Consider the following 12,466-nt stretch of genomic DNA (forward strand, 5'->3'; position numbering starts at 1 on the left):
TTTTCCAAAGTGGGAAGTGGGTCATGGAAACTTTTTGTTAAAAGCGCAAACCACAGGCCAGCGCGTTTCAATAGCTTCGCAGGAAAGAAAAAAGCATTTTTAATACATGGCGTTACAACCTGACGCATATTGGCGCTTATCGCCACGAATCCTTACAGTGCAACGCCAATACGCCCAGACCTGGGCGTCAGCCGAAAAAGGAAGAAAAGTCAGAATATTTCGAAATAAGCGGTTCGCGTATCAAAGATGATCGCCAAAGCCGCCCCCATGGGCCTCTTACGCCACTCGCTTTGCTAAACCAACGCACATTTACGATTTATCGCCATCAAATACCGGCCATATGGCCTACCAGGATCTTACTATTTCGTAATATTTCTTATTTTTCGCGTAAGCGGCGGGAAATTTCTCGTTTTAGGATGAGGCTACCTTAAGTTTTTCGGCCGCAATGCCGGTTAGATTTACCGATAGAGCGAATTAATCCGGAAAGCCGCGCCGCAGGCGCTTATCTCAAAAGAGAAAACAACAACAGGAAATTGGCATTTATGAATAATAAGTATTTCATGAAGACTTTGCCTCTGGCAGTCTCCCTTGCGCTGGGTATCTCACAAGCACACGCGGAATTTGGCATCGGCGCCAATATCGAGCTCGATACAGACATCATTGACGCTAAAGACAGCGACACCAAGTTCGAGCAAGGCGGCCGTATCGAAGTGAATGTGACCGGCAAAACCGAACTCAATGGTTATTTTGTGGAAGGCAAGGGATCAGGCCTGTTGAAGAAAAATGGCGATACCGCCACCGACGATATGTGGGTGAAATTCGGTAACGAAACCTGGGACGTGCAGGCGGGCCGCTTCGAAGCCGTCAACCTGTTCCCTCTGGGTAAAGATACGGTTGTCGCGCATGCTGGCGACGGCAAAGGCGCAAGAGTGTATGAGGCCAATCTAGTGCGCGGCCGCGCAGGTGATAACGGCGGTCAGTTTGCGCTGCATGTCCGTCCCAGCTCTGCTCTGAGCTTCGAGTTAGCTTCAATCTGGGGCGACTCCGATGAAAACGGCAATAACGAAGAAGTCTTTTCCGGTCTGCGTCCCAGCGTGACGTTCACCGGAGAAATGTTCAGTCTGACTGCTGGATATGAAGTACTGAAATACGATCAGGAGACGACTTCTGGCGGAGTCACTACCAAAACTGAAATCGATAAGAGCGGCTTTGGTCTGACCGGAAACATCAGATTCAGCGGGGCAAGCATCAACTTGAACGCCGCTCGTGAAGATATCGAGGACGCAGGATCAGACATCACCGTCACCTCCTTCGGCGCCAACGTTACTTACGGCGCATTTGGTTTGGGCGCGGTGCACTCAATCAGCGACACTGGCGCAAAAGACGACCCAACCGTATCGACGCTGTATGTCGCGTACACGCTGCCTTTATTCAACATTGACAACGCCTCCATCACCTTCGCCGGCTCTACTTCCAGCGCAGACCATCTGGCGGGCGACACCGACGACGACCTCCACAAAATAAGGACTCGTATTAACTACACTTTCTAAGAAGAAAGGCCACTCTCGTTCCTTCCTTTCTGTGTTGATTGCGCCGCTTCCACGTGCGGCGCTTTTTTGCGTTTACGCATCTTTAGCGTGAAGTTGGAGGCGGCTCCGCTTCACGCTTTTTTGCGCCAGCGTTTAAGCCCTTCAAATCCACCGCCTTTACTGCGCCCATCATCGTCGTCTACGTAGTAGTACGGAGACTCATGGTTTTATTTCAGTAGCCCTACGCATCCCGTCAAACCCAACGTGAAAGATATACTTTCCTCCATACAGCGTTTTAGGGTCGCGCCATGGTCTTCTCAAAAGTGGTCAAACTCAACGATACCATTTACGACAAGTACAAGATTAACGAGCTGGAGAACTCCTTAAGCAGTCTCCATCATATGGGTATGTTCCTGCTGCGCTCCAACAGCCAGTTGGGCCGCATCATCGACTTGCTGGAAGACTACCAGGACACCCAAGATCCGTTACAGATAGCCGCTTCGGTGCAACGCGCTCTGGCCCACAGTAACATTTCCTATGTCTTTAAAATCGCGCTACCTCAGCACAGCTATGTTTTCAGCAGCGACTCTTTCGTCTCGTTCGCTCAGGAAAAAATTATTTCCCATTTATCGCAGCAAACCATTCGCATGATCCATCACGAGCACTACTGGGCCGTGATCTATCCGCACTTCACGCTGTGCGTCACGCTGACGGAAGAACAGCGGGACCAGTACATCGATAATCTATCGAGACTAGCCAGCGTGGTCAGCATGTTGATGGAGAAGCTCAGCACAGAAACACTGGCCAACCTGCAAGAAGAAAACCGAAGCCAGCAGAATGTCGAGCGCACGCTCGATCTGCTGGACGACATCATGGCCATTGAAAACACGCGCAGTGATTACACCATCCAGATCGTCGCCGACCTGAAGTGGACGATCCAGAACGCCATTCTCAGTATGGGATTAAATGGAGATAAAGAACGACAGATCATGGGCGTTATCGGCCGCCTGCTCAATGAGTTTGAAGAGCAACAGGCGTCCTATCGATTGATAGAGAGCTATGTGCGCACCGCCAAGAAAAGCCTGACCGAACTGACGCATCGTGAAGAAACAACGTTTTCCGACCAACCAACCCCGCTAACCAGCGCGAACTGAGGCTCCCTCAGCAGGAATCTGCCTCACCGCCTCGGAGTGATCTCCAGGCGGTTTTTTTATCCATCGCCTCGATAAAAATCTAACGATCGCAAGCCCATAACGCCGCAAACTTTTTCATTGCGAAAAGAGGGTGCGGCTTTTTATTTTGCAAATACAAATACTGCTGCTGATTATTCAGCTTGCTTAACTGCTTATCTTCATAAGTCTCGATAATTTTTTCAGGTGGCAAGTCACAGTAGACATCTCGACGTTTATTACACTCAGCGACAATTTTCTTTTCTTCCTCAAGCATTTTCTCTTTGAGGTTATCGCATTTCTTTTGCATCTCCGCTTTGTATTCTTGCACCGCCTGTTCTTCCATAGGTGAAGACTGCTCAGGGTTAACATACTCAACGTCGGGCTCCATGCGACGATTGATCTGGCGCGCCTCCTCCACTGCCGCCGGCGTCGGCGCGGCTCTGATTTCCACCTCTGTCTGCGCGGAAGCGCCAGGACAAGGCGTTTCCTGAAAAGCGACTTTCCCTTTGGCGTTCACACATTTGTATATCTGCCCGTATCCCAGGCCTGAATACAAAACTGCAAAACATAGCGCCCCCATCCGCGCTGTTCGTTTCCAGCGCAGACCAGATTCTTTGTCAGCCATTACCCTACGCGCCATAAAACTCAATACCTTATTACCGACGACAAATGCGCCATGTTAAAGGGAGAGGTAAAAGCATAACCAGCGACCGGCGACAGGTTTCACAATCCTTGACGCTTCCCGCCAGGAGAGGTCTCTTAGAAAGCACCCAGGCTCAGATATTTGATAATGATATTGTCGATGACGTCATGGGATTTCAGATCATCGATCGCTAGATTGATGCGTTCATCCAGCCCTTTGTTGTCTTCGATAACTTTTCTGGACAGAGCGATCACCACGGGGCGATTGACGACTTCATCGACAATCTCAACATCGTTGAAGTAGCCCAGTCTACGCGCCTGATACATAAAGGTTATGTCTTCCGTTATCGCGCAATCTACGCGGCCGTACAGGGTCAGTTTGACCAACTGCTCGGCGCTGTTCACCTCCACCACGCTCTTGAAACGGGTCATATCCAGATTGGGAAAGCGATAGTTGAAGCCTCGCAATACGCCCGCCTGATGACAGTTTTTCAAGGCCCCGCTATGATCAGCGCCTTCCTCCTCCGCTTTCTTTTTGAGCACAAATGCGGATACCGTTGACGTATATAACGGAGCGGAAAGCCACATGGCGTTGAGGGCGTCTTTGTCGTTATAACCGGTGGTGGTAAGCAGACCATCCAAGTGCCCCTGCCCCAGCATCAGCGTTATGCGAGGTCGAGGATAGCTTTTCAGCTCGAAATCCACCCCCGCCCGAGTTAACGCCTCATCGACAATCTCATAATCGATCCCTGTCGCTTTGCCGTCCTCCAAGTGATAGACATAGGGCTCAACTTCCTCGGCGACGGCTAAGGCCAGACGTAGATTTTCGGCGCGACTGTCCTGCAGAGACACCCCCGCCAGGATCAGCAGCGCCAAGCTCGCCAGCTTCATCAAGGACATGTGTATACCGCGTTGCAATGACATGACGCCGGACTCGTCCCTGCCAGCCCGCATTAGAATGACCGTGTTTATAAAGAAGATTAGTAAGCCGCCTCGGGCTTGTCCAACGGCGAGTCGGCTCTCCAGACTAATTTGCCCCTTGCTGCACGCTGGATATTTTTTACGCCGCAACTACCCTTAGGAAAAGGCGGTCAAGGCCGCCAGAAGCCGGTCCGCGCGCAACCGAGAGCGCTTCGCTATCAACGATAACATTGCGAGCGCCCATGCAAACAACCAGGCGGAAGTGGTGATAGTAATAACTGGGGTCACGGCTGGACTCCGGACTGTCTTTATACGGCAAAGTTCATAAGAAAAACTGACGCCTCAAGGAAAGCAGGGTTCGAACAATGAGAATAAAAGAGTCTTGTATCAGTCTTGGCCTCTCAACGCTGTGTGTCCTGAGCCCGGCCCACGCCGACAACGACAGAATTCACTTCAACGGATTCGGCACTATCGTCGCCGCCACTACCTTTGACGATGAAAAACCTTATTTTTCCTACGACGACGACTTTAACTTCAAGAACGAGTCCCTGTTCGGCCTGCAGGTGCGTGGCGACATGGGAGAAAACCTCTCCGCCACCGCGCAGATCATTGCTCGCGGCTCGGAAGATCATGACGCCGAGTTCGAGTGGGCCTATGTCACCTACGCCATCGACAATAACTGGACCATTAAGGCGGGTCGTTTCCGAACGCCTTTTTTCGAATACAGCGACACCATTGATGTCGGCTACGCCTACCACTGGGTCAGGCCACCCAAATTCGTTTACGTGCCCCTGTTTAAAAACCTGGACGGTTTGAACATTACCTACGCCTCGCAAATTCGTCAGTTCGACTCTACCCTGAACTTCTTCTATGGCTCGGTGCAAGAGGACATCCCTATCGGTCAGGTGGACCTGAAGTTCGTCTATGGCGGCTCCTGGCGCATCGGTGTTGACTGGATCAGTATGCGCTTCTCCTACTTTCGCTCGAAACTTTCCATTCCCGCCATCGCGCCTGGCCTGGACAGTATACTGCCTCCGGAAGACCCAGGCGCTCCAGCGCCTTCCGGCCCGACAGTGTCAGAGGAAGTCGCCGACGCCATTCGCGCCAATGACGATCGCGGCGCCTTCGGCAGCATCTCTTTGAAAGTGGAATACGATAACTTTTTCGCCGTGGCGGAAGTCACCAGATCGGAAATTGAAGACAGTATTTTCCCTGATCCGCTGGGGTATTACGTCTCCGTCGGCTACACCATGGGCAAGTTCACTCCCCACCTCACTTATGAGGTTTTCGACACCAGCCCGAGAAGAAGTATTCTCGACGGGGTGTCTGAATCCGATCCTGTTTACTCGACATTGGAAACCATTATTGAAGGCACGGATCAGGACAACAAAGTCATCACAATCGGCGTACGTTATGACTTCCATCACAGCGCTTCACTAAAGTTCGACTTCAGCAAAATAAACTACGACAAGGACGGAGCTAACCGCATCGACACCCAGTTATTCAGCACTGCGATTAGTTTCGTTTTTTAAGGAGCGCCGACATGTTAAGACTCATTACTATCGTGTTTGCTCTCATCTACCCGCTGTTGCAGGCGCAAGCCGTGGAAGCCGAGGTCGCTATCATCGTCAATCCGAAAGCGAATCTTGATCTGAGCAACGAAGATATCCAGAAGCTGTTCATGGCGAAGCAGGCTTTCTTGCCCAACGGAGAAAAAGCCACCATCGTCTCCATCGACAGCTCCTCTGCATTGTTCGAAGAGTTTTGCGCCAAAGTCGTCAACAAAGGCTCGCGCCAGTTCCTCTCCTACTGGTCCCGGCTGATCTTCACCGGTAAAGCCGCTCCCATGATCACCGCCGCCAGCAATCAGGACATCAAAGAGCTGGTGGCGAAGAATCTCAACTACATCGGTTTTATATCCGCCGCGGACTTGGACGAAACGGTGAAGGCGGTAAAAACATACTAAGACTTATTAAAATGGTCGCCCCACACAACGGCGTAAATCCTCTTCCATACCTTGTGGTGGCGCATTATCCATTCTTGGTTTGAGGCGTCCCAATTAATTAATCAGTATGCCGTTCCTTTTAATTTCTTCTTTGACTCGACAGTCTTTCAGCTCAGGAAGGTATGCCGCCAATGGACGGTCAAAATCTCTATCCCCCCCGACTTCAATAACGTCTTCGTCTGGACCAAGATAAGAAGCCGTGTCGAACAGCTCAGACCCAGCCACCTCACAAACGGTCCCTGCGGGAGAGGAGCCTCTAAAACGCTCGACAAGTAAGTGCATGTACTTCATTGGCAAGTAGTACCTGCTATCACCAATAAAGCAGACAGGGCCGGTATACTCGGAGCCATCGTCGCCAGTTTTCTTCCCAAGACAAACACACTCTTTCGTTATTTTGTTAAACAAGTAATACACTTCACTCATATCAACTACCTTTTCCCATCCGGATTGAATATTGGCTGTCGAGGCAATAGTTCCCTTCCTTTGTCGTCATAGATAACAATATCGGTATTCTTATATACCTCCAGTTTTTGAACATTTTCTGGCGTAGGGTTATTTAGAATAGTCTGCCGATTCCCCCAAAATTTTCCCATCCATCGCGCAGCATCTGTGCCTTCAGGAACCTGAACAAATACCAGGCATCCCTCGGCTTGATTCTGTGCGGCATGAGAAATTTCCTTGTCAAAACCACGTGCGGAGGCGGTGCATTTATTCTCGATTTTGAAAACCTCTCCATCCGGTCCTTTCGTAACCAAATCAGCTCCTTTGCCTCCAGGTCCTGCGACAGCTTCCGGAACAAAGCCTTCTGGCACAAACTTATCCAGTATTATCCTTGCGTTTATTTCAGTTAACGGAAACTTTTTATTACTGTCCTCAATTAAACCGCTAATGACCTGACTATAATCGCTTTCATTCGAAACACTTCCAAAGCCAGCGTTATGAGCTTCAACACTTCTTGTTTCACTGGGCTGGCTCGTCCTCAGCGCTTCTCCAGAAGCGCCAGCTGCTTGGGAATTAACGACAGGCGCTTCAGGTGCGACGGGTTTTGGGCTTGATCCAGCCAGGGGAGAAGTACTTCCAGAGAAAGATTTATCAACATCCTGGCGCTCATAGGCTGAGACCTGATGTCCTCGATTAGCATTGATTGCATCCATGACCCGGCAAACCTATACATTCATATATATTTGCATAGGCGGGGCCTCACGCGACCGGCTCAGACCACTTTCTCCGGCGCCGGTTTGGCCGCGCTTAACGGTTTGTATACGCTCTCTCGCCAACGCTGCATCCGCCAAAAACTGATTGAGTAGTTCCTCCAGCTTGTTCGCATGCAGGTTCTCAATTTCATGCCGGTAATGAAGGTAAAAAAATCGACCGCCGGGTTTTATCGAAACGCTGCCCAAAAGACACTCAGGTCCAGGAAAGTTCAGCGTCTGACAAAGTTCGTATAAAGAAAGTAAATCGTCGTTCCGTTCCGGCGCTTCATCCAACTCCGCCAGGAACAGCAGCCAGGGGCTGGCCTGTGGCCACTCTATCTGCCATTTGATTCCAGTCTGAGTCTGCGCTCCGCATACACCCTGAGCGTCCAGTTGCAGCCAACTAAGGCTATTGCGCTCCCCTACATAGCGAAGCTTTTCATTGATATCTTCAAGCATGCACGCCCTCCCGCACAGTATTCTCATGAGGAGCGCGAGATGGCTGACGCGAGCCATCCCTGCGCCCAATATCATGAGTAACCCATGTCAGACGATAGTTTCAGCCTGGGTCTGCGTGTTGCTTGCGATACTTGAGCGGCGATTCGTTAAAGTATTTGGCGAAGACCTCATAAAACCGAGTGACGGAGGAAAATCCGCTGGCGAAAGCGATCTCAATCACCTGGTCCTGAGAGTACAGCAACAATCGGCGGGCATGATTCACTCGTAAGTCAGTCAGATACTCCAGTACGGACATTCCCACCGCTTTCTTGAACACGCTCATGGCGAAATTCTTGTGCAGTCCGACTCCGTCCGCCACATCAGCAATCGTGATGGGCGTTCGATAGTTGCCATTAATAAACTCCACCATGCAATGCGCATGGTGCAAGTGCCGGCTGCGATATTCACCACAGCCGCCTTGCCCGGATTTACATGGATTACGCATGATCATGCGGCGTAGAAACAGGGTGATCTCGTCCAGCACCAAATCCTGCAGCGGTCCATCCAGACACCGCAGCTCCTGCACCCAACGCTCTACCGCATCAAGGGATAGCAAGCCCGTTGCATTAGCGCGATAAGGCGTCCCGCGAATCAGCAAATGTTTGAACATTTCATTCGCGCACATATCCGTGAGTAGAAACAAAGGCAGGCGTAGCTGCAGCAGCAAGGCGTTCTTGTCCGCCGAAACCAGCTGATGCCGGTGTAATGCGGAAAAACAGATGACGTCGCCGCTTTCCAGCTCATACAACTGATCGAGGTAACTCAGCCTCATAGAGCCGGATAGAAGGATATTGATTTCAAGGTGGCAGTGTTGATGTGAGCCTCCCATGATCTCGGGCTCACCAAAGTGAAAACTGACCAGTCCAGAGGCGTCAGTATGCGTATTGGCGTCATGCCTATCGTGAATAGAAGGACTTTTCATTGCTTTCCCCGTGTTATTTTTATTCAGGAATAAGCGAGACTACTCAGCAGTGTCAGACGAACAGCAAATATATTCCATAAAACCAATAATTGGAATAAATTTTCCACACAAGAAAATCTGACTCGAATATTCTATCTGCCTGAATATCTCTTGCTTACTGCGTTCCGGCTGGGGGCATTTTTGCTTTTGTTGTTTTTTTACTTCATTTTTACAGCGCTCCATTCTAACGCCAGCTTGGACAAAAAAACAACAAAGCATCCTGTATTTAGCTAACAACTGGTTTGATACTTTATGAAAAGCATAAAAAAGCCGCTTTTCCCTTTCTCAGGTAAAGCGGCCTTTTTGACATTCACATTTCAAAAAAAGAAATAAATATTACCTATATTTCTGACTATTCCGTCAGATGGACGAAGCGCGCAGCACACGCAATGTCTCCAGACAGGCATTCAAGGAGTGATAGTCACACTTCGCGCCAGCCTCACTCTTCTTATCTGTAACTTTGGAGTTATCCGCATTAAGAATTCGATACCAGGCGCCATGATCATGGTCGACAAAATGCGTCCAGGAATATTCCCAAAGACGCTCATACCACCGCCAATAGCCTTCGTCTCCTGTCGCCTCGCCCAGCAACGCCGCCGCTGCGAAGCTTTCCGCTTGCACCCAGAAATATTTATCGTCATCGCAAATACTCTGGTCTGGGGCAAAGCCGTAAAACAGTCCGCCGTGACGATCATCCCAAGCGGCTTCCATAGCACGATCAAACAGCTCACGCGCTTTAGCGGTCAACCAGGGTAAATCGCTGTGACGGGCGAGCATCAATAGCAGTTTGGTCCATTCAGTCTGATGGCCCGGCTGAAATCCCCAAGGCTTATAAAGATTCTTGGGGTCGTCTTTGTTGTAATCCCAATCGATATCCAGTTCCTGGGTAAAGTGCTCCCACACCAGCCCGTCAGACTTTCCTCCTAGCGCCAACACCACCTTCTCCGCCAGCTCAATGGCGCGGGCCAGAAAACGCGAGTCAGAGGTGGCTTCATAGGCGGCGATCATCGCTTCACAGGCGTGCATATTGGCGTTCTGACCGCGATAGTCCGACACCTGACTCCAATCAGCGCTGATTTCATCCGCATAGAGCCCTTGTTGCGGCTGCCAGAAGTGTTTTTCCATCAGCTCCCAGGCTGCATATAAATCCTCGCGCGCCGACTCTTCTCCAGCGCTGACCGCCGAGGCGAACGCCAGAATCAGAAAGGCGTAGCCATAGCAGTACTGCCGCTGGTCTGCGGGTTGGTAGTCCTTGAAGGTCCACACATAACCGGGCGCATCCGCACGCTTGTGCGCCTCACGCAGATAAGCCAGTCCGTGTTCGGCCCAGGCCAGCCATTGCGCCCGCTCTTCCTCGTTGCGCGCGTCCAAAAACTGGTGCGCCTGATAAAAGTTGAACGTCATCCGACAACTGCTGACCAGATGCTTGTCGCCATGCGCAAACACGCGGCCATCGTCATAATAGTTTTGAAAATAGCCGCCCCGCTCGTCACGGCCCGCGCGTAGATAAAAATCCAATATCTCGCGGCTGTGCGCAGTTAAAAAATCCCTGCTTCTGAAATTCATTCACTCAGCTCCCAAAAACGACTGACTTCAGACCAGTCAGGCAACGCAGGAAAAGCCCCTTGCCGACTTACCGTTAATGCGCCGCACTGGGAAGCAAAACGCACCAGCGCGGCGACCTGTGATTGTGAATTGAGCAGCGCCGCCTGGTCGCCGCATTTCGACAACCCAAACAATATAGCGCCCATGAACGAATCCCCCGCCGCCGTGGTGTCCACCGCCTTCACTGGCGGTGTCGCCTCCTCTCCGGAAAACGCGGGGGAGACATAACGAATAGGCTTGCCGCCGTCCGTCACCAGGATCAACTTCACTCCCTGTTGCAGCCAGCTCTGGCAAAGCGCCTCGGAATCAGCGCCTGCAGCGAGATACTCCAGCTCATCCAGAGACAGCTTTAATAAGTGGGAAGAGGCCGCCAAACGAATGATCACTTCTTTATCCGCATGTCCCGACGCCCACAGATTATGGCGCAGATTCACGTCAAAGCTGATGACGCAGCCGGCGTCTTTGGCTCTTTGCAGCGCGCTCTCAGTGACGGCGGCGATCGAGGGCGTCGTGAGGGTGTTAGAGCAATAATGAAAGACGGAAGCGCCCGCAAACCAAGCCGGAGCGACCTGCTCCGCCTGCAAAACCATATCCGCGGAGCCATCTCGATAAAAAGAAAACGTACGCTCGCCCGAGTCGTCCAGCATCACGAACGCCAGGGCGGTTTTCGCCGTCGGATGAAACAGCAGCTGGCTGGTGTCCACGCCATAGGCTTGCAGCGCATGAGCCAGAAAACGGCCAAACTCATCTTCTCCCACTTGTCCCGCAAACCTGGCGTCGCCTCCCAGCTTGGCGATGGCTACCGCCACATTGGCCGGTGCGCCGCCAGGAAACTGTTTAAATTTGCGCAGGCGTAGAGGGGCTTCCTCATCCTGTCCGATATTCAGAAAATCAATGAGGGCTTCACCAAAACAAACGACAGTGCTCATAGTTACCAATCCGCTAACTCATTCCGGGGCTAAACATTATAAGTCGAAGTCGGCGACAGATTTATCGCCGAAAATGCCCTGGTTATACACGTCTTCCTCTCAGTCGTCTCCTACCAAAGCGCAACTTTTCCGATACTTTTGCGGCGACTCGCTAAAGTATTTCGCAAACACTTCGTAAAACCGCGTCACGGAGGAAAAACCACTGGCGTATGCGATCTGAGTCACCTGCTCCCCAGTGTATTGCAACATACGTCGGGCGTGATGCACCCGCAGCGCGGTCAGATACTCTAGAATCGACATTCCCAGGGTCTTCTTGAACAGCGTCATGGCGAAGTTCTTGTGCAGCCCCACATGGTCCGCTACATCGCAAACGCTAATAGACGCATGATAATTGTCATTGATGAACTGCAGCATCACAGGAATATGCTGGCTGACTTTGAGCCCCGAAACGCCTGGAATCTGTTGGTCAGGCGGGGTGTAACAGGCGTCCTTGAACAGTCGCCGCAACAACAGCGTTATTTCATCCAGAATGAGGTCATCCAGGGCGGGGTCACGTAACCGCAGTTCCGCCACCCATCGCGCCAACATAGTATCGTCCACCAATCCAGCGCACCGCGCGCGACAGGGAACGCCATGAAACAGTTGCTGTTTCACGCCACAGGAAAGTTGCAGATTGAACAAGGCGAATAGTGGGAGCCTAAAGCTGTACGCCACGGCGTCATCGCTCACAGCGCCAAACTGATGAAAGTGCAACGCGGAATAACATAAAAGGTCTCCGGCGAACAGTTTCATCGTCTGTTGACCATACAGCATCTCAACACTGCCGCGGGTCAGAATAAGAATCTCCAGATGGCAGTGCTGATGCGCAGCCGCCATAGCTTCCGGCTGGTGGCGTTCGCCTTCCAGCTCAAACCCGTAGGGATGGCTTTCTCGGCCATAGGATTGACCAATCATCGCTTCACCTCCTAATTATTTTTATTCAGGTAAAGGCATGCCCGGGGCGCAGTCGCC

At 51.4% G+C, this 12,466-nt stretch carries 13 protein-coding genes and 1 pseudogene; 4 read left to right on the forward strand and 10 right to left on the reverse strand.

Features of this window, described 5'->3' with window-relative positions:
• Nucleotides 1-542 precede the first annotated feature (542 nt).
• Both ACQYWX_RS26590 and ACQYWX_RS26595 read left to right on the forward strand, forming a co-directional pair.
• Complete coding sequence (locus tag ACQYWX_RS26590; RefSeq protein ID WP_216737625.1) at nucleotides 543-1,550, forward strand: carbohydrate porin; 1,008 nt, start codon at nucleotides 543-545, stop codon at nucleotides 1,548-1,550.
• A gap of 287 nt (nucleotides 1,551-1,837) precedes the next feature.
• The gene (locus tag ACQYWX_RS26595) at nucleotides 1,838-2,683 is read left to right on the forward strand and encodes a hypothetical protein (RefSeq protein WP_431686944.1); all 846 of its coding nucleotides are present in this window, start codon (nucleotides 1,838-1,840) and stop codon (nucleotides 2,681-2,683) included.
• Between the two features lie 79 nt (nucleotides 2,684-2,762).
• Here ACQYWX_RS26595 and ACQYWX_RS26600 read toward each other — a convergent pair whose 3' ends face one another.
• The 3 genes and pseudogenes from ACQYWX_RS26600 to ACQYWX_RS26610 all read right to left on the reverse strand — a co-directional run bounded on the left by ACQYWX_RS26600 (nucleotide 2,763) and on the right by ACQYWX_RS26610 (nucleotide 4,243).
• Nucleotides 2,763-3,152, reverse strand: a complete 390-nt coding sequence (locus tag ACQYWX_RS26600) for a hypothetical protein (RefSeq protein ID WP_431689542.1) — start codon at nucleotides 3,150-3,152, stop codon at nucleotides 2,763-2,765.
• Between the two features lie 15 nt (nucleotides 3,153-3,167).
• A pseudogene (locus ACQYWX_RS26605) lies at nucleotides 3,168-3,341 on the reverse strand (DUF4124 domain-containing protein); the annotation flags it as partial.
• A 119-nt stretch (nucleotides 3,342-3,460) separates the two neighbouring features.
• Complete coding sequence (locus ACQYWX_RS26610) at nucleotides 3,461-4,243, reverse strand: substrate-binding periplasmic protein (protein WP_431686945.1); 783 nt, start codon at nucleotides 4,241-4,243, stop codon at nucleotides 3,461-3,463.
• 386 nt (nucleotides 4,244-4,629) lie between these two features.
• Here ACQYWX_RS26610 and ACQYWX_RS26615 point away from each other — a divergent pair, with 386 nt between their 5' ends.
• Together ACQYWX_RS26615 and ACQYWX_RS26620 are read left to right on the forward strand one after the other, a co-directional pair.
• On the forward strand, nucleotides 4,630-5,796 hold the full coding sequence (locus ACQYWX_RS26615) for a hypothetical protein (RefSeq protein WP_431686946.1): 1,167 nt from the start codon (nucleotides 4,630-4,632) through the stop codon (nucleotides 5,794-5,796).
• 11 nt (nucleotides 5,797-5,807) lie between these two features.
• Nucleotides 5,808-6,230 carry a hypothetical protein gene (locus ACQYWX_RS26620; protein ID WP_216737630.1) on the forward strand — a complete coding sequence of 141 codons (423 nt, stop codon included), beginning with the start codon at nucleotides 5,808-5,810 and terminating at the stop codon, nucleotides 6,228-6,230.
• Nucleotides 6,231-6,323: 93 nt separating this feature from the next.
• Here the strand turns inward: ACQYWX_RS26620 and ACQYWX_RS26625 are convergent, their stop codons facing one another.
• From ACQYWX_RS26625 to ACQYWX_RS26655, 7 genes are all read right to left on the reverse strand, one after another.
• A complete protein-coding gene (locus ACQYWX_RS26625; RefSeq protein ID WP_431686947.1) occupies nucleotides 6,324-6,692 on the reverse strand; it encodes a hypothetical protein in 369 nt (122 codons plus the stop codon).
• Between the two features lie 5 nt (nucleotides 6,693-6,697).
• Nucleotides 6,698-7,423 carry a hypothetical protein gene (locus tag ACQYWX_RS26630; RefSeq protein ID WP_431686948.1) on the reverse strand — a complete coding sequence of 242 codons (726 nt, stop codon included), beginning with the start codon at nucleotides 7,421-7,423 and terminating at the stop codon, nucleotides 6,698-6,700.
• 12 nt (nucleotides 7,424-7,435) lie between these two features.
• Entirely contained in the window at nucleotides 7,436-7,921 is a 486-nt protein-coding gene (locus ACQYWX_RS26635) for a CesT family type III secretion system chaperone (protein WP_431686949.1), read from the reverse strand.
• 100 nt (nucleotides 7,922-8,021) lie between these two features.
• On the reverse strand, nucleotides 8,022-8,882 hold the full coding sequence (locus ACQYWX_RS26640) for a helix-turn-helix domain-containing protein (protein WP_431686950.1): 861 nt from the start codon (nucleotides 8,880-8,882) through the stop codon (nucleotides 8,022-8,024).
• A gap of 399 nt (nucleotides 8,883-9,281) precedes the next feature.
• Nucleotides 9,282-10,487 (reverse strand): AGE family epimerase/isomerase, encoded by a 1,206-nt coding sequence (locus tag ACQYWX_RS26645; RefSeq protein WP_431686951.1) that lies wholly within the window; start codon nucleotides 10,485-10,487, stop codon nucleotides 9,282-9,284.
• Nucleotides 10,484-11,455: a carbohydrate kinase family protein gene (locus tag ACQYWX_RS26650; protein WP_431686952.1), complete on the reverse strand. Its 972-nt coding sequence runs from the start codon at nucleotides 11,453-11,455 to the stop codon at nucleotides 10,484-10,486. Before ACQYWX_RS26650 ends, ACQYWX_RS26645 begins: the two co-directional genes overlap by 4 nt.
• Nucleotides 11,456-11,554: 99 nt before the next feature.
• Complete coding sequence (locus ACQYWX_RS26655) at nucleotides 11,555-12,409, reverse strand: helix-turn-helix domain-containing protein (protein WP_431686953.1); 855 nt, start codon at nucleotides 12,407-12,409, stop codon at nucleotides 11,555-11,557.
• Between the last annotated feature and the right edge of the window lie 57 nt (nucleotides 12,410-12,466).

Source organism: Hahella sp. NBU794, from assembly GCF_050749805.1.
In the GTDB taxonomy this organism is placed as follows: Bacteria; Pseudomonadota; Gammaproteobacteria; order Pseudomonadales; family Oleiphilaceae; genus Hahella.